Origin of the sequence: Streptomyces tyrfis (genome assembly GCF_037034285.1) — a bacterium.
In the GTDB taxonomy this organism is placed as follows: Bacteria; Actinomycetota; Actinomycetes; order Streptomycetales; family Streptomycetaceae; genus Streptomyces.
In genome coordinates, this window is record NZ_JBAGJZ010000019.1 from 93,032 (window position 1) to 109,941 (window position 16,910).

At 70.1% G+C, this 16,910-nt stretch carries 12 protein-coding genes; 9 read left to right on the forward strand and 3 right to left on the reverse strand.

Features of this window, described 5'->3' with window-relative positions:
- Nucleotides 1–51: 51 nt before the first annotated feature.
- Complete coding sequence (locus WA762_RS16800; protein ID WP_335936540.1) at nucleotides 52–1,623, forward strand: PH domain-containing protein; 1,572 nt, start codon at nucleotides 52–54, stop codon at nucleotides 1,621–1,623.
- A 332-nt stretch (nucleotides 1,624–1,955) separates the two neighbouring features.
- On the opposite strand, the gene WA762_RS16805 is transcribed toward WA762_RS16800, so the two are convergent.
- Nucleotides 1,956–3,182, reverse strand: coding sequence for an IS701 family transposase (locus WA762_RS16805; RefSeq protein WP_335936541.1), 1,227 nt, complete (start codon nucleotides 3,180–3,182; stop codon nucleotides 1,956–1,958).
- A gap of 678 nt (nucleotides 3,183–3,860) precedes the next feature.
- On the opposite strand from WA762_RS16805, the gene WA762_RS16810 reads away from it, so the two are divergent.
- The 8 genes from WA762_RS16810 (at nucleotide 3,861) to WA762_RS16845 (ending at nucleotide 13,779) form a co-directional block, all read left to right on the forward strand.
- Complete coding sequence (locus tag WA762_RS16810) at nucleotides 3,861–4,448, forward strand: TetR family transcriptional regulator (RefSeq protein WP_335936542.1); 588 nt, start codon at nucleotides 3,861–3,863, stop codon at nucleotides 4,446–4,448.
- A 510-nt stretch (nucleotides 4,449–4,958) separates the two neighbouring features.
- Nucleotides 4,959–5,906 (forward strand): ScbA/BarX family gamma-butyrolactone biosynthesis protein, encoded by a 948-nt coding sequence (locus tag WA762_RS16815; RefSeq protein WP_335936544.1) that lies wholly within the window; start codon nucleotides 4,959–4,961, stop codon nucleotides 5,904–5,906.
- A 930-nt stretch (nucleotides 5,907–6,836) separates the two neighbouring features.
- Nucleotides 6,837–8,057: a helix-turn-helix domain-containing protein gene (locus tag WA762_RS16820; RefSeq protein ID WP_335936596.1), complete on the forward strand. Its 1,221-nt coding sequence runs from the start codon at nucleotides 6,837–6,839 to the stop codon at nucleotides 8,055–8,057.
- A gap of 161 nt (nucleotides 8,058–8,218) precedes the next feature.
- Nucleotides 8,219–8,929 (forward strand): hypothetical protein, encoded by a 711-nt coding sequence (locus tag WA762_RS16825; RefSeq protein ID WP_335936546.1) that lies wholly within the window; start codon nucleotides 8,219–8,221, stop codon nucleotides 8,927–8,929.
- 553 nt (nucleotides 8,930–9,482) lie between these two features.
- The gene (locus tag WA762_RS16830; RefSeq protein ID WP_335936547.1) at nucleotides 9,483–10,121 is read left to right on the forward strand and encodes a ScbR family autoregulator-binding transcription factor; all 639 of its coding nucleotides are present in this window, start codon (nucleotides 9,483–9,485) and stop codon (nucleotides 10,119–10,121) included.
- Nucleotides 10,122–10,263: 142 nt separating this feature from the next.
- Nucleotides 10,264–11,049: an HAD family hydrolase gene (locus WA762_RS16835; RefSeq protein ID WP_335936549.1), complete on the forward strand. Its 786-nt coding sequence runs from the start codon at nucleotides 10,264–10,266 to the stop codon at nucleotides 11,047–11,049.
- 175 nt (nucleotides 11,050–11,224) lie between these two features.
- Nucleotides 11,225–11,998, forward strand: a complete 774-nt coding sequence (locus WA762_RS16840; RefSeq protein WP_335936551.1) for an SDR family NAD(P)-dependent oxidoreductase — start codon at nucleotides 11,225–11,227, stop codon at nucleotides 11,996–11,998.
- A gap of 848 nt (nucleotides 11,999–12,846) precedes the next feature.
- Nucleotides 12,847–13,779, forward strand: coding sequence for a GNAT family N-acetyltransferase (locus tag WA762_RS16845; RefSeq protein ID WP_335936553.1), 933 nt, complete (start codon nucleotides 12,847–12,849; stop codon nucleotides 13,777–13,779).
- Between the two features lie 47 nt (nucleotides 13,780–13,826).
- Here the strand turns inward: WA762_RS16845 and WA762_RS16850 are convergent, their stop codons facing one another.
- On the reverse strand, nucleotides 13,827–14,450 hold the full coding sequence (locus tag WA762_RS16850; protein WP_335936555.1) for a hypothetical protein: 624 nt from the start codon (nucleotides 14,448–14,450) through the stop codon (nucleotides 13,827–13,829).
- Nucleotides 14,447–15,373 (reverse strand): ParA family protein, encoded by a 927-nt coding sequence (locus tag WA762_RS16855; protein WP_335936556.1) that lies wholly within the window; start codon nucleotides 15,371–15,373, stop codon nucleotides 14,447–14,449. The genes WA762_RS16850 and WA762_RS16855 overlap by 4 nt, the downstream gene beginning before the upstream one ends.
- Between the last annotated feature and the right edge of the window lie 1,537 nt (nucleotides 15,374–16,910).

Sequence of the window (16,910 nt, forward strand, 5' to 3'; positions counted from 1 at the left end):
TGCCGGATCCCGGACAAGTGGCGGCCGCCCGGCCGGCGGCACAATCCGCGCATGAGCGATGTTCAGGACGTGGTCTGCCGTCCTCCCCAGCAACGCGCCCTGTGGGTCCTCGTCGGGCTTGGGGCGCTCGGCGTGATCCTGACGGCCGGCCACGCGTGGTACCGGGGTCCGAGTCCCTGGCTCGGCGTCGGCGCGTTGTCTCTGCTGGTGTGTGGCGTGGCACTCCGCGTGGTCACCTCGGAGGCGATCGCCGACGCGTACGGAGTGCGTTCCAGGTCGCTGCTGCGCCGCCGGAGCGTGCCGTGGTCCGAGGTCGCCGAGCTGCGCGTACGACGCCGGCACGCCTCCCGCAGGCACGAGACCTGCCGTGTCGTCCTGGTGCTGCGCGACGGGCACAAGCGGCTTCTGCCCCTGCCGCAGAGCACCTGGTACGGCGACCCGGACTTCGCCGCGACGGTCGAGGCGCTCCGCGCGCTGCACCGCCGTCATGGAGAGCCCCGGTCGGACCACCTGCCCGTCGTCTCCGCCCACACCGCGGGACGCGGCTGGGCCGGGTCCCTGGCCGCCTGCGTGGTGCTGCTCGGGGTCGCGGGCGCGGTCCTGTGGGCCGTACCGGGCACGGCGTCCGACGCGCGGGCGTGGCGGGCGGCCGAGCCGTGCACCGCGACGACGCCCGCGGCGCAGCGCTCCGCATGCCTGTCCACCACGACCGCCGTGATCGAGCGGGTCGCGAAGGGGCCGGGCAGGAAGATCGGCCGACTGTACTTCGCCGACGACCGGCCGTCGGCACGGCTTGAGATGTCCCGGGAGGACGCCGCCGCGTTCGAGCCCGGCGAGAGGGTCGAACTGACCCTGTGGCGCGGCAGGGTGACGCAGGTCGCCGGGGAGCGTCATGTGTGGCGCGAGCACCTGCCCGACGCCGGGGACCTGACCGCCCTCGCGGCCGGGTGCCTCCTCACCGCCGGATTTCCCGCGGCCCAGCTGCTGCTGCGTCTGCGCGGGCGCGCGCTGCCCGACGACGACGTGCTTCCGTCGGCCCTTCCGTTCGCCGCCCCGCTCGGCGTCACCGCGTTGTGGCTGCTGCCGCTCTGCTGCCTCCACCCGGTGTCGCCGTTCGAGTCCGCCTCGACGATCGGGTGGGCGGCGGCCGGCGCCCTGGTCTCCCTCGCCCTCTTCGCCTGGGCCTGGCGCGCCACCCGTCTCCGTACACCCGACGTCACCGGCGGTACCGGGAGTGCCGGAAGCGCCGGAAGCGCCGGAAGCGAGGGCGGCGTTCACGGAACCGAGGGGGCCGCGGCCTCCGGCGACGAGGAGGTCTTCGTGGCCGCCCGCTTCCTGGACGAAACCGACTACAACCCGCACGGTTTCGGCACCCACATCGTCCTGGGCGGCGACTCGCCCGCGGTGACGCCCCATTCCGGGCCGGGCAGGTTCGCGGCGATTCGGATCCCGGTGGAGCGGCTCACCCTGCGGGGCGTACGGCGGGTCCGGGGCGGCGACGGCGACACCGTCTCCAGAAGCTGGCACGTCGCCGAACTCGACGACGCGGGCACGCCGGTACGCCTCGCGGCCGCCCCGGACGACCTGGCTCGCGTCATCCGGGCGCTAAGGGCTGTCCCGTAATCCGTGGCGGGCGTGCGGCGCCACATCTGACGCCGCACGCTGATCCACCACGGATTACGGGACAGCCCTTAGGGGAACGAGCCGGGAGCCCGTCCCTCTCGGACGGCGTCCGGCCGGCGGGCACGAGCCCCGCCCCGGGCGTACGGTAGAACGCTTCGGCTCCGCCGACGGACGGCGCTCCGCCGGCGGACGGCTGTGCGGACACCGGCGGGCCATCAGACGGCGGGCATTCAGCCGACGAACGTTCGGTCGACGGACGTTCGGATGATGGACGGGCCTTCAGGCGGTGGGCGTTCGATCGACAGGCAGACGTTCGAATGACGGACTGGTGTTCAGACGACGGGTGCCGGAGCGTCGGGCTCGGACGCGGACCCGAATCCGCCTCCGGGCCCCGATCCGGACCCGCTGAGCCGGCTGTAGGCGAAGGCGGCCGAGACCAGGGTCATATGGTGGTGCCAGCCCGGGAAGGAGCGGCCCTCGAAGTCCGCGAGCCCGAAGTCCTCCTCCAGCCGCTGCACGGTCTCCGTCGTACGGCTCTGCAGCCGGGTGATCTCCAGCAGCGAGTCCACCCGGCTGTGCGTCAGGTTGGTCAACCACAGTTGTGCGGGCCGACGGGCCTGATCCCGTAAGGCGAACAGGCGGTAGGTGCGGCGCGGCAGCACCCCGGGGGCGGGGGCCGTCCCGGGCAGGGCGACGAAACCGGTGAGGACGGTGGTCGGGCGGGGCGCCCCGGGCCCGGGGGCGATCGTCTCGATGCGCGCCAGGCCGCCCGTCTCGATCTCGAACAGGCTCCGCGCGGTGAGCACCAGACCGGAGTCGCCGACGGCGCTGTGCGGCGTGAGCCGCAGATGGCGGCCCGCCACCACGGGCAGATTCCCGGGCACCGCGACGACGAAGTCCCGGTTGCGCTGGGCCAGGCCCCGTACCAGGCCGCCCGCACCGGGTTCGGCGCTCAGATCCGCCAGTACGGGCACGGGGGCCGGGGCGGTCACGGGGAGCAGATGGTCGACCAGGTCGAGCACGTGCTGTTCCAGGGGGCGTTGGCCGATGTCGTCCGGTATCCGGGTGCGGCGCCGCCGGTCCGGGTCCTTGGCCCAGGCTCCCGGCAGCATCAGCCGCCAGTCGACCGGCACCGCCAGATCCTGGTCGGTGAGGAACGCGCCTATGCCGACCTGGCAGGTGACGGAGCGTCCCGTCGCGGGGACGAAACGGCGGTGGACCCCGCAGGAGTGCTCGCCGCGCTTGCGGATGACCGCGAGGTCGATGGCGTAGGCCAGCGGCGTCATGCGCCGGGCGGTCCAGCGGGACAGCTCCTCCCGGACCGGGGCCCAGTCCCAGGGGCTGGCGTTGATGAACTGGTGGAGCGACTGGGAGGCGGTGGGCGACTGCGAGGCGGTGGCGGCGAGTCGGCGTACCGACTTCTTCCCCGTCGTGGTCAGCAGGCTCTGCAAGTACACATGAGCCCACCTGCGCTGGTCGGTTCGCGGCAGATTCTCGAAGACGGTGTCGGCGAACACAGGCACCGAGGTGCGTGACCGCGTGGTGGCACTCGTGACCATGACGTTCCCTCCCTGCGACAGCCGATGACCGCGACGAGCACAGAGAAACAATAGCGAACGACCTCTTTGTTTTATGAGCCCCTGGAGCCGACTTCGCGACTTCGCCAAGTCCGCCGAACCCTCGATCATGATTCCCGCCACCGGATCAGCCGGACGGGAAGAATCCCCGATGATGAGTGAATTGCCTGGTCAAAGGCGGTACTCAAGCGCGGGGAAGCCCTGTCGACGTGACCGGAGAGCCCCTCAAAGGATGTTGCGCCCCGGAGTCGCCGACTAACGATCTGACATAGTGAACCCTATGATTTTTTTTGCCCGGCCCACCGAACCGACCGGAACCACGGGAACCACCGGAGCGACGAAGGCGGCCGGGCGACGGGAACGACCGGAGCGAGGAGGGGAGCGGGGAAGCCCCGCTCCCCCGACCTCCGCCCCGAGGACCGCCGAACCCTCAAGAACCGCAGATCCCCCCGATACCCCGAGAACCCCCGCTTCCCTCTCCGACCTTCCGGCACGGCCCGGCCGAAACCCGATACGTCTTCAGCAACTCCGCGTTGTAGTTCTCGCACCGCCGCATCAGGCTGGCCCTTCGCGGGCGTACGGCTTGACGACGCGGAAGCCGCGGCACGGGGCGCGAGCCGCGCTGCCGCACCCCCGTCCACCAGCGACTTCGGAGAAAACATGGTCAAACAAGAGAGGGCCGTACGGACCCGGGCCGCCCTCGTGCGCGCGGCAGCCGAACAGTTCGCCCAGGACGGCTACGAGCGCACGAGTCTGGCCCGCATCAGCAGGGCCGCCAACATCTCCATGGGCGCCCTTTCCTTCCATTTCGCCTCGAAGGCCGAACTGGCCGAAGCGGTCTGCGGCGGCGGCCGGGAACGGGTGGCGGCCGCGCTGGACAGACTCGGCGGCGAGCAGGGTTCCGCGCTGCGCGCGGTCGTCAGACTGACGCTTGAGCTGACCCGGCTGATCGAGAAGGAGCCGCTGGTACGGTCCGCCGTGCGTCTGGCACGGGAACGGCAGGCGTTCGACGAGTGGTCGGAGATCTGGCTCCCCACCGTGCACGAGCTGCTGGCCAGGGCGGCCCGCGACGGCGAACTGCGGGAAGGCGCGCTCCCGGACGACGTCACCAGACTCGTGGAATACCTGACGGCCGGCTCCGAAGCCCAGCTGAACGCCTCGATGGAGGTGCGCGACGCCACCGAGTCCCTGGAACGGGTCTGGCGCCTGGCCCTCGCGGGCGTATCGGCCCTCGACGAAGCCGTCTGAGGAGAACCGTCGTGTCAGGCGTCGGCGCCCGCCTGCCCGCCGCCCGCCTGCCCGCCCGTCTGCCCGGACGGCCGGACGGAACACCACCGCTCGGTGCCCTCCCGGGCAACCGGAAACGGAACGCCCGTTCTCTGAATCGTCACTTCGAATTCGTCGGCAGTGAGCAGCCCGCCGTGTCCGGTCCGCAGTCCATGGCGGCCGGCCGCGGCGAACAGTTCACCTGGTGCAGGCGGCCACGCGAAATCCAACGGAAGATCTTCATGCCTCAAACAAGGAGCCGCCTGCCACCGGCGCCCGTAAAGAAGCGCTCGTCGCACTCGCGAGGAAATCCACGCGCAAGGCAAGATCGAAATGCGACTCCCGCTCCGATCACCCCGTTGCCGAAGCCCTGTTCAAGAACATAATTTCACGTCGCTCTCGACAAACAAAACGAACACCCTTTATTTTACTGAACACCTCGACGGCCCCGGCGGCCGCAGGTTCCACGTCAGCACGCCCCAGGGGAGTGGCATGCTCATCACGTCTGAACGTCCCGCCGTACCGCGTCCCGCTCTGACCACCACGGTCGCCAAGGAGTACGTGCACCGTGCGGCGCTCGCGGAGGTGTTCCTGACCAGCTGGCACAAATTGGATGACGATCACTTCGTCGTCATCGCCCAGTGGCCGCGCAGCCACAGTTTCTACGCTTCCGAGCTCGGCTTTCACGACCCCCTGCTGCTCTGCGAAACGGTGCGGCAGACCTTCCCCCTGCTCACCCACGCCGCGTACGGGGTTCCCTTCGGGCACCAGCTCAGCTGGTCGCACTTCCGGTACCAGGTGAATCCCCGGGCGATGCGCGTCGCGGCGACCCCGGCGGAGGTCGAACTCCATCTCCACTGCGCGAAGATCAGACGCAAGGGCTCGGTCCCGGCCTCGATGCGCATGGAGGTCGAGGCGATCCGGGACGGGACGCCGCTGGCGGTGGCGTCGACCCGGTTCGGCATCCATCCCCCCGCCGTCTACCAGCGACTGCGCCAGGGCCGCGGTGACATACCCCGCGTCTACGGCGCGGCCCCGGCCCCCACGGCCCCGGCCCGCGCCGCAGCGGTCGGCCGCGGTCGCGCCCAGGACGTCGTCCTCACCCCCGCCGCGCGCGAGGACCGCTGGCGGCTGCGCGTCGACACCTCGCACCCCGTCCTGTTCGACCACCCCGTCGACCATGTGCCCGGCATGCTGCTCCTGGAGGCGATCCGGCAGGCCGGCCACACGCTCTCCACCGACCCCGGCACCGAGGCCCCGACCTGCATGGACATCCGCTTCCACCAGTACGTGGAGTTCGACTCCCCGTGCTGGATCGAGTCGGCCGCGACCGCCGCCGCGCCGGAGGGCGCGGACCGGGGCGTACGGATCGAGGCCCACCAGAACGACGTGGCGGTGTTCACCGCGACGACCGGCATGACCGATCTGACCAGGGTCTGACCCGCACTCGCGGCCGCGGCCGCGCCCATGGCCGCGAGCGTCCGCCCCGCCTGCACCCGCCCGGCGGACGCCACCCCGGCCGGAAGCCCTCGCCGGCTCCGGCCCGGCCCGTTCACCGACCCGTACGGTCACTCGCCCGGCTCGTTCACCGGCCCGGCCCCGGCCCGTTCCCGCCACCGGGAAGCCTGTCACCGCCGGGGAGCCCGCCCCGCCGGGCAAGAGAAATCAACGCTCCGTGATTCAGGAATTCATTCCGGACGCCTCTTGAATCAAGCTCGCCGACCGATGTCGGCCCATGCGCGGAAACAGGGGAAGGAACCGCGCACGGGCTGGCATCCGACGGCGGACGGCCGCCCGTACCGAGAAGACGGAACCGGGAGACGACCCCGGCGAAGAAGTCCGCGTAAGAAGTCGAGGAAGAGGCCACGGAAGAACATCGGAGAGAGAACACGCCACATCGGGCGCGCGGACCGTGCAGAATGAACGGAAAACCAGGTTCCGACGGAATTTCTTTCCCTTATGCACCGGCCCCGGGCCAGCCGATGTCGCGCGTGATCGTCGCGACGAATCCCGCAAGTGCGGAGATGCCGAGAAAGGCGTGCAGTGCAAGACGTCGCATGACCGACTCCTTGTGGGGGAAACGGGAAGCGGAACGACCGGCTCATTCACCGTTCGCTGATCTCTTTTCAATTCAGGAAGCTAACCAGCTCGCCGGACTCTGGCAATGTCTTCCCACCACCTTGACACACGTTTCCAACGCCTTGGCAATCTGAGAGAAGACATGGAACTTGCCGGGCCTGCTGCGCGCCCGAAGATTTTCGGCAATACTTTGCCCACCGCCTCCCACGCGGCCCCAGGGGTGGTGGGCGTCGCCCCTGGACGGACGGCGTCACGTGTTGTCTCACGCGGGTTCAGGAGCTGGTGTCATTCATGTTGGAGCAGCCGTTGTTCGGGCGTCGGCTCAGACAGCTGAGGCTTGAGAGGGGGCTGTCCCAAGCCGCACTCGCGGGCGACGGGATGTCCACCGGCTACCTCTCCCGCCTCGAATCGGGCGCCCGGCAACCCACCGACCGCGCCGTGGACCATCTGGCCCGCCAACTCGGCGTGCACCCCTCCGTGTTCGAGGAAGCGCCCGTCGACACCCTGCCCCAGGCGCTGGCCCACGTGGCCTCGGCCGGGACCGAGGAGAACCTGGAGACCCTGGACCGGGCCCTCAGTGGGTCCCGCAACCGCGACGCGCTGCGCTGGCAGGCGCTGTGGGTGCTGGCGCACTGGAGGCGGCGGCACAACGACCACGCCCGGGAGCGGCTGTACCTGGAGGAGATGGTGCGGCTGGGCGAGGAACTGGCCGTTCCCGCCCTTCAGGCCCGCGGCCTCACCCAGCTCGCCCGCTGCTTACGCGCCAGCGGCGACACGGCCCCCGCCACCGACGCCGCCGCGGCCGCGCACCGGCTGGCACGCGAACACCGCCTCCCCGCCCGCGACATGGCCAACGTCCTGCTGGCCCTCGCCTCGGTGGAGGCGGAGACGGGACACCTCACCCGCGCCAGGCAGCACGCCGACGAGCTGACCGAACTGACCGAGGGCCCGCCGGACGCGCTGTGGGCCGAGGCACGCTGGACCGCCGCCGCGGTACGGGTGCACCAGGGCGACGACGCCGCGGCGGAGAAGCTGCTGCACACCGCCCTGGACAGCTTCGACCGCGCGACCGACCTGCGGCTGTGGCTGCGTCTGCGGATCGCGGCGACCAAGCTGCACCTGCGCAGGACCCCGCCGGACCTGGGGACCGCGAGGCGCTGCATCGAGCAGGCCGACGGCGCCCTGGTGTACATGGGGATCCCCTCGCTCGCCCAGGAAGTAACCGCGCTCAGGGCCGAACTGGCCTTTCAGGAAGGCAAGTTGGACGAGGCCCGCGCGCTGCTGGACGAGGTGCGGGAAGCCGGTCCGCGGCTGACCTACCGGGACCGGGTCCGGCTGGAGATCCTCGACAGCCGCCTTCTGATCCTGGGCGGCCGCCCGGACGTCGGACTCGACCGGATGCGCGCCCTCGCGCAGGAGGCCCAGCAGTCCTCCAACATCGAGCTGACCGCGGACATCTGGAAACTCCTCGCGGAGACGCTTGCCCAGCGCGGGGAGAAGACGGTCTCCTGACCACCGCCCCGCTGTCACGAAGACGACTTGCCACGGTCGTCGGGAGTCTCCCACGGTTGTCGCCAAGCCCCTCCGCCCCATGGCAACCTCTTGCCAAGCGCTTGGAAAGCAGCCCTTGCCAAGCCGGAACAGCTTCAGCCCGGGCGGTACGAGGAGGAAGCATGCGGGACAGACGACGCGACGCACAGCACTCGATCGCCGTTCCACTGGGTGAGCTGCCGATGGCGGTGCGATCCCCGCACCTTCCGCCGACGCCCGGAGACCGGGTCCGGTCGACCCCGGCCGGCCCGACGGCGACCCTCTGCCGGGACGCCCGGGGACCGTCCGGCCGGCTCGGCCACCTGACCGGACGCGCCACGCACCCGCGCCCCGGCACACCGGTCGGGCCGATGGACGGCACACCGCTCACCCCCGAGCAGGCGGAGTTCCTGACGTTCCATCTGCTCGCCGCGGACGACCTCCCGGCCCACTGCGTACTGGCCTGGGTGATCCACGGGGAGCTCGACTTCGAGGCCCTGGAAGCGGCCGTCGGGGAGGTGCACCGACGGCACGACGAGCTGTGCTCCGCCTATCTCTACGACCCGGAGCCGGTGGCGCGCCCCGCGGATCCGCCGGCCCCCGCGGTCGAGGTCCTGTCCTCCGTACCCGACATCGGCGGCGCGCTCACGACGATCCGGGACGCCGCCGAGGACCCCATGTCCTTGTGCGAGGGCGAGGTCTGGCGCGTCTCCCTCGTCCACGTCACGGACGAACGATGGGTGATCGGCTGCGCCGTCCACTGCGTCGCGTTCGGCGCGAGGACGGAGTCCGTACTGGCGGAGGAGCTGGCGGACGCGTACAACGCCCATTCCGCGGCCCTGCTCCCCTCCTGAACGCCGCCGCCCACCAGAGAGATCATTGCGCCGAAGGGCTGTCCCGTAATCCGTGGTGGATCAGCGCGCGGCGTCAGATGTGGTGCGTCGCAAGGCGGAGGGGCGCCCGCATACGGGACGTATGCGGGCGTTCCGACAACGCCGCGAGGCGCCGCAGCTGTCGTCGCACGCCCGCCAGGGATTACGGGACAGCCCTGAGACGGGTTTTCGCGCGGAAAGCCGGTACTCCGTTCTGCTGCCGGACTCGGCGTATCCCGATGAATGCCATGATCGCGGCAACTCATGCCGTATGCGGAGCAAAGCCACCTAGCACATCCGGTGGCCCACTCCCGCTCGAAGTCTTCAACTCGCCGCGACCATGCCATCTTTCTCGCCTATCCGCAGGTCAGCACCCTGCCGCGAGGGCGTCTTGACATGAACGCAAGCCCCTCACAAGAGTGAGTATTCGGCCATGGCGAGAACACGGGGTTCCTCTTGTTTCCCTTCCGGGACGGAGAGACGGCCTATACGATAACGACCGTTCTCTTTTTTTTACGGAGGTACGGAGGTGGCGATGAGTAGGCCGAGGCAGGAGCGGGCGGTACAGACCCGCGAGTCGATCCTGCGAGCGGCTGCCGAAGTGTTCGACGAGTTCGGCTTCGCCGGCGCGAGCATCAACCGGATCCTGAAGCGCGCCGGAGTCACCTCGGGTGCCATGTACCACCACTTCGAGTCCAAGGAGGCACTGGCACGGGCGCTGATGAACGCCCAGTCCGAGACGATCGTCCCGTGGCTGGAGTCGACCGGCCTCCAGCGCCTGGTCGACACCACCCTGATCTGGTCGTACCAGCTCCAGACGGATCCGATGCTGCGCGCCGGTGTGCGGCTGACCGGTGAGCAGGCGACCTTCGGCATGCAGGACCCCAGCCCGTACCGGGCGTGGACGGAGATCATGGTCGACTGCCTGGCGGCGGCGGCCGAGCGGGGCGAGCTCCAGCCCGGCGTCGAGCCGCAAGCCGTCGCGGAGTTCGTCGTCGAGTCGTGCACGGGCATGCAGACCGTCGCCACGGTCGCCAGCGGACGGAAGGACCTCGGGGACCGGGTCACGCGCATGTGGCACCTGCTGCTGCCGGGTATCGCCGTCCCCACCGTCATCATGCGGACGCAGGTGGGCCCGGAACGGCTGAAGCAGCTCCTTCCCGCACCGAACTGAACCGGACGGGGCGTGCGGGGGGGGGCCGTTCACACGCTCATCGCCACCGCTGCACTCACCCCCTTGCGCTCACCACCGCTGCACTCAACCCCCGCTCCAGCAAGGCACTTCTCCCTTTCCTCGCCGACTGCACAGGAGTGTCATGGTCACGAAAAACCGGCAGATCCGGCAGATCCGCCTGGCTGCGCTGAACATCGACGGCGTTCTGCTCAACGACACCTTCAGCCCCGTGATCCACGGTTTCCTCACCCGCCGCGGCGCCGACTACACGGCGGACGTGGAACGCCGCATCTTCTCTCAGCCACGGCACATCGCGGCCCGTGAGATCGCGTCGATCCTCGGCCGTGCGCCGGACCGCGCCGCGGGGTCCGCCCCCACCGTCGCCCCCGCCCCCACCGTCACTGCCGTCCACTCCCCCGCCCCGGAGCCCGACTCCGGCGACATCATGGCCCTGTACTTCGAGGAACGGGCATCGTTCCTCGCCTCCCACCCGGTCCGCATCACGCCGGGAGCCATCGAACTGGTGTCCAGGGCGCGGGCCCTGGGACTGCGGACGGTGTGCTACGGCGGGTTGGGAAAGGAGCACTTCGACACGTTCCTCGGAGAGCACGCCGGCCTGTTCGACGGGCCCGGCTACATCTGCACCGACGCCTTCCGCCCCGGCATCCATGAGATCGCCACCGAGTTCTTCGGGCTGGACCACGACCAGGTGCTCGTCATCGACGACGTCGCCCGGGTCGCGGAGGCCGCGAGGTCGCTGAACATGCCCTTCATCGGCCACCCCAGCTCCTTCGAGCACGGTTTCCAAAGGGAGTTGATGCGGGAGGCGGGCGCGCGCCATGTCGTCGGCTCGCTCGACGCCATCGACGAGGGGCTGCTCGCGCTGTTGGACGAGGAGGCCGCCGCCGGCACGGTCTGGCGCGGCTGACGGACGGCAATCCCAGGGCCCGCCCGGGCCCGGCACGTCCGAGCCGGAGGCCGTCCGAGCCGGAGGCCGTCCGAGCCGGAGGCCGTCCGGCATGAAACGGGACTTGGCCCGTCCCGCCACCCGGTGACACACGACGCGCGCCGTGGGCCAGGGCGCGTACAGGGGAGTCGAAACGATGGGCACCGAACAGGGAATGCTGCACGGCAAGGTCGTGATGGTCACGGGCGCCTCCAGCGGCATCGGAGCGGCCGCGGCCCGCTTGTTCGCCGCCGAAGGAGCGGCGGTCGTGCTGATGGCGCGCAGAGCCGAGCGGCTGGACGAGGTGGTCCGGGACATCGCGCGGACGGGCGGCGGAGCCGTCGGCGTGGCGGGGGACGTGGCGCGGGTCGAGGACGTGGCCTGCGCGGTGCACACCGCGGTCGCGGAGTTCGGCGGCCTGCACGCGGCCTTCAACAACGCGGGCTACGCCACGGCCGGCACCGACCTGGACCAGTTGAGCGAGGAGGTCTACGAGCACACGATGGACGTCAATGTGCGGGGCGTCTGGAACTGCCTGCGTGAGCAGATACCGGTGATGCTGAAGTCCGGCACGGGCGGCGCCATCGTGAACACCTCCAGCGTCGCGGGCCTGCGGGCCACCGGCGCGTCCGCGCCCTATGTCGCGGCCAAGCACGCCGTCATCGGCCTGACGAAGGCCGCCGCCCTGGAGTACGGCGAGCGGGGAATCCGCGTCAACGCGCTCGTCGTCGGCAGCACGCGCACCGAGATGATGGACGAGGTCGTCTCCGCCAACCCGGAGCTGGAGCACGAGTTCGCCACGCGGACCGCGCAGAAGCGCATGGCGGCCCCGCTGGAGGTGGCACAGGCGGCGGCGTGGCTCTGCAGCGACCGTTCGTCCTTCGTCACCGGCACGGCGATGCCCGTCGACGGCGGCTGCACCGGCCTCTGACGCCCGCTGACGGGCGTCGACGGGCAGTCCCGTCCCCGGGGGCCGCACGCACGGTGAAACGGGCCGCACGGGGCGGACAAGCGCCGTACGGGGCCGAAGAGACGTTGCGGCTCGAAGACGATCCGGCACAACACAACACGGCACGGCGCAACACGGCACGGGGCAGCACGGCCCAACACGGCACGGGGCAGCACAGCGACTGAAGCGACTGAAGATTCGACATAGGGGAACACTCATGCGCGCAGGAGTGCGTCACCGTTATGGAAACTTCGGTCGCTTCAGTCGCTGACAGACTCCAAAAACGCTGCTGACCTGCGACTATTCCTTCACGCGGGACAGCGACCCAACCCCGGCGGCGACCGGTCCGGACTGCGTCCCGTACACGCAGCGCCCCGGTTTCCCCCAGTGCCCCGGCCTTCGTCGAATGCCCCCGGCCGCCGTGACCGCCACCGTACAGTCCGCCACGACGCGGTTCCGGCACATCCACCGGCATGTCCGCACGGACACGGGCAGGTCCGCACGGCGACCGTGCGCGCGGGCCGCCTCGGCGGCCGCCCGGGCGACATCCGTCGACGTGTGCCGGGGCACGCTCCGAAACCCGCGTACGCCGGTGGTTGGCCGGCGTCGAGGGATGCTCCCCGCGCCCGGGGACGGCCCGCCGGCGGTGAGCACTCTCGGAGAACGACGCGTGCGGTCCGGCCAGTAGCATCCAGAACGCGACAAGGTCCAGCCCCGTTCCCCGTACGAGACGACTGTGGCAAGTGGCCGCAGCACCTTCCGGGCCCCTCCCCCGCTCGTCCGCCCGTGCGTTCGCTCGTCCGCCCGCATCCGCAGAAGGGACCTACGTCATGAGCCTGCCCGCCCATCTCGCCGTACGAGGAACCGCGGACGTCGCGGTGGACGACCTCGTGCGTCTGGTGCGTGCGTACGAGAGCACCTGCACCGGCGACGCCACGTGCACCCGTGCCGACATCCTCCTGGAGACCCAGCACCCGGGACACGACCGGGACCGGGACGGCTGGTGCCTCACCACGCCCGACGGGGACGTCGTCGCGTGGGCGGGTCTCACCACCCGGGACGACGGTGCCGTCGACAGCGCGATCACCATCCTGCCGGGGGCGAGCAGCGAGGAGATCGCCCGGTACCTCGTCACGCGTGTCCTGTGGCGGGCGGCCGAGTTGGGGCAGCAGCGCGGCCGCCCGCTCACGGTCACCGTGAGCGGCGTCCTTCGCGGCGACACCGTCCTCCCCCGAACCCTGAAACGCGCCGGCTTCGTACCGCAGCACACCCTGACGCGGTGCGAGATCGACCTGTCCGTGGCCCCCCTGCCGCTGATGCTTCCGCAGGGCGGCCGGATCAGACCGATCGGGACGGCCGATCTGAGGGCCCTGCACGCCGTGCGTCGCAGGACGCAGGCCGCGGGCACCAGAACCATGGACTCCAGCACGTTCGCCCGGCGGCTGGCCCAGATCCGCGAACAGGCGGCGCGGGGCAACGCCGTAGCCCTGCTCATGGAGACCGACGGCCACGTCGTCGGCCATGTCCTCGCCCAGGCGCACGGGCCCGGGGGCCGCATCGTCGACACCTCCGTCGCCCCGGCCTCACGGGGCATCGGCGTGGGTCTCGCCCTCGTCCTGGCGGGACTGGCCGAGCTACGCGCGCTGGGCTGCGCACGGGCGTTCCTGGCCCTGGACACGGCGGCGCAGCAGGACACCGACGACCTGCGCCGCATCCTCGCCGTCACCCGGCAGCACAAGGCCACCTGCTACCGGCTGCGATGACACCACCGCAGGGCCCCGCCGCCGCGCGACAGGGCCCTGCGGCCGACTCACACGTCCCGGCGCCCCGGCAGGAACTGGTCCAGGACGATCGCGAGGAACTTCGTGTGGTCCGGGAGCCCGGACTCGGCGACGAGCCCGTTGATGATCCCGCGCTGCGCCTTGGTCGGCTTGTACTGCAACTGGACGGGGCCGAGGCCGCGCAGGTCCGTGTCGTCGGCCTTGACCGCGAACAGCTTCGACTGGAACTTGGGAGCCCGGCGCGCGTCCTCGACCACCTGCGCGACCCCCTTCTCCACGGCCGCCTCAACGGCGAGAAGAACGATCTGCGTGTGGGTGAGGTCGGTCTGCTTGCGGTGCTTGCGGAACCGGTTCGCGACGTTCGTGGAGACGTAGAAGCCGACCGGCTTGGCGGTGTCCGCGTCGTCGATCGGAGCGGGCTCCTCGACGACCTCCCGTGCGGGCTGCGGAATCACCGACACCGGACGTGCGGGCTCCACGACCGGGGCGGGCTGGACGGGGGCGACGGCCGGCTGCACCGCGGGCGCGCTCGCCCACCCCGCCAACGCGCTGGAGGGCGCCCCTCCCCCGCTGAACAGATTGCCGACGCCTTCGTCGGACATGTTCTGCTCATCGTCCTCGTCCACGCGCTTCTTGCCCTTCGGCGGTGTCATGCCACGGTTTCCTTCCTCAGCTCAAGAGCTCGAGCGAACATTTCTTCGGTGAAGCCTTCATAGTCGGCGGCCAGACCGCCGACGGTCTCCGGAATGCTCCGGTCCCCGCCGGCCCGTCGCTCGGCCAGCTCGGCCACGAGCATCCCCCGCTTGCGCACCAGCCGTGCCACCGACTCGGTGTGCCCGATCAGGTGCTTGAACATGTGGGCTTCCGGCCCGAGCACCTTGTGGACCTGACGCCGCACATCGGCGTGGATCCCGGTGTACGTACGGCCGGTGTCGAACAGCAGCACGCCGAGAAGCGCGATGTGCGGGTTGATCTGGCTGACGAACTTGACGTACGAGAATTCGAGGCCGATCTGTGCGAGGCCGTCCTCGGCGCCGCCGTCGCTCTTCACCGGGATGATCAGCCACCGCGCGGCGGAGAGGGCGAGCCGTTGCAGGGAGGGGTTCTCGGGGGGCGTGTCGAGAACGATGATCTGGTACCTGTGCGCGATGGGCAGCAGGCACATCAGCAGCCGCAGATAGGCGTGCGGGCCCTCCTTGGCGAGCAGCGTGTGGAAGAAGATGCCGAACTCGTCGCCGAGCGCCGGACCGCCCATGACGACGTCGAGGTTCTCGCGCACGTTCTCGCGGGGGTTCAGCGGCGTGCCCGTCCGGAGGGATTCGAGCAGCCCCGCTCCCCCGTCGTTCCACTCGGCCTTCTTGTAGCCGAGCTCGCGGGCGATGTTGCCCTGGGCGTTGCAGTCGATGATGAGCGTCCGCAGCCCACTGCGTGCTGCCTTGCCGGCGGCGTTGGCGGAGACGGAGGACTTGCCGACACCTCCCTTGCCGTTGCCGAACATGAAGATGTGCGACAGCGAGGCCCAGGGGATCGCCGGTAGCTGTGCGCGGATGTCAGGTGCTGCGAACGGACTGGACATGGGTCCTCTCACTCTGGTTCAGGCCCGGAAAGAGGGCGCTGTATGCCCGATTTGAACTGTTATGTACGGCCGAAACTTCGCTCAGAACGATCCTGCGCTCCGAAACGCTCCATGACGGTGCCGAGTAGGGCCCGGAAGCGGCAATCCGACCGCGAAACGGCCCCCGGGGCCTTCGTACCACCAGGTCAGCGGCACCTTCGGAGTTGTCTCTCCCATAAGTGACACTGCGTTTCCGCACGTTGCTCCAGACGCCCATCAACCCACTGGCCACACCGTGTGCCGAGTGATGGATCGATATGCGGTGACCCCTCTTGGAATCTCCACAAGACCGGTCACCTCCAACGCCGTTGTAGAACAAAGTGCAGCACACGCTATCAGGAAAACCTCAGAGCCCGTCAGCCAACACGCGGTGCGGCCGACTTCGCATCAGGGATGCGGGCCGACCGGGCGGGCCGTAGGGAAACGGGTGGACGCGCCTGGTTCCCGGCTTGCCGCCGCGCCCGCCGTTCACCATCCCTACCGACATGCCTGCTTCGGGGGCGGCGAACCTGTCCTTCGGCCCATGCTCTCACACCTTGATCATCCAACCAGTCGGCAGGCCAGCCGACGCGCCTGACATCACGTCGGCCCGCGAGCCGACTCCCCCATGCACCAGCTGGCTGGTCGCCCGACCGGCCGCTTCACCCGCCCCCACACCCGGCATCGCACGCGCAGCGCCACTTGCCACCCTGTCGGCCCTTCTGCCGCCCCTCGCATGATCCGGCAAACCGACCGACCGGCCTGCGGTTCCACCGGCCGTCCCGCTCATGGACCGACCGAGGGGCCAATCGCCCCATCGGCCACCACACCCGTACACCGGCAACCCCGCCCGCCGGCCCGGCCACCGGCCCACGTGCTCACCACCACCGCCACGGCGAGGCATGCCCGCCCCCGTACCGACAGCCTGACAGGCTCGCGGGTCCTCGCGCCGACACCCGGGCCTGCCTCCGCCTCTGCCCGACAGTCCACCTGCCAGGAAGCCTCCGCACGAACGAGCCGTCCCGCATGTCTCCAGACAGGAACACCCACTTCCACGTTCGCTGCCACTCATGCGACTGACTCCGCCTTCCAGCAAGCCCACCGACGAACACAGGACCAAACCCGGCGATTCACTGGTCGCCTCATGAACGCGCAGGCCGCCAAGAAGGCCGGATCGCCCCCCTGCATCCCTGCCCGCACGTTCGTCGACGGCTGCGCGAGCACCCAGGCCAGCAGTCCGGCACACAACCGGACCTGCAAACCGACCTACCACTCCACCGTTGTCACAGCACTGGTGAATGCCCACCAGGAAACCTTCGAACCCCTTAGCACCAAGGCACACTGCCAGATGAGGAGAAGCACCTGGGACCACATTGACTCCCAGGTACTCCGAAGCGTTGCCAGCAACACTCCTCATACAGCGTGACTCCTTGTGTGCGTCCAAGCTTGCGTCCATGTTTGCAGTGATGTTTGTTTTCGCAGGTCAGGGCCCCTTTTTCAGCCAAACAAGATGGCCTCA

Excerpts from the sequence above, each read along its gene's own strand:
- WA762_RS16845 (WP_335936553.1), top strand. The coding sequence starts at position 12,847 with ATGAGCCTGCCCGCCCATCTCGCCGTACGAGGAACCGCGGACGTCGCG.
- WA762_RS16820 (WP_335936596.1), top strand. The coding sequence starts at position 6,837 with ATGTTGGAGCAGCCGTTGTTCGGGCGTCGGCTCAGACAGCTGAGGCTT.
- WA762_RS16840 (WP_335936551.1), top strand. The coding sequence starts at position 11,225 with ATGGGCACCGAACAGGGAATGCTGCACGGCAAGGTCGTGATGGTCACG.
- WA762_RS16850 (WP_335936555.1), bottom strand. The coding sequence starts at position 14,450 with ATGACACCGCCGAAGGGCAAGAAGCGCGTGGACGAGGACGATGAGCAG.
- WA762_RS16800 (WP_335936540.1), top strand. The coding sequence starts at position 52 with ATGAGCGATGTTCAGGACGTGGTCTGCCGTCCTCCCCAGCAACGCGCC.
- WA762_RS16815 (WP_335936544.1), top strand. The coding sequence starts at position 4,959 with ATGCTCATCACGTCTGAACGTCCCGCCGTACCGCGTCCCGCTCTGACC.
- WA762_RS16825 (WP_335936546.1), top strand. The coding sequence starts at position 8,219 with ATGCGGGACAGACGACGCGACGCACAGCACTCGATCGCCGTTCCACTG.
- WA762_RS16855 (WP_335936556.1), bottom strand. The coding sequence starts at position 15,373 with ATGTCCAGTCCGTTCGCAGCACCTGACATCCGCGCACAGCTACCGGCG.
- WA762_RS16835 (WP_335936549.1), top strand. The coding sequence starts at position 10,264 with ATGGTCACGAAAAACCGGCAGATCCGGCAGATCCGCCTGGCTGCGCTG.
- WA762_RS16810 (WP_335936542.1), top strand. The coding sequence starts at position 3,861 with ATGGTCAAACAAGAGAGGGCCGTACGGACCCGGGCCGCCCTCGTGCGC.
- WA762_RS16805 (WP_335936541.1), bottom strand. The coding sequence starts at position 3,182 with ATGGTCACGAGTGCCACCACGCGGTCACGCACCTCGGTGCCTGTGTTC.
- WA762_RS16830 (WP_335936547.1), top strand. The coding sequence starts at position 9,483 with ATGAGTAGGCCGAGGCAGGAGCGGGCGGTACAGACCCGCGAGTCGATC.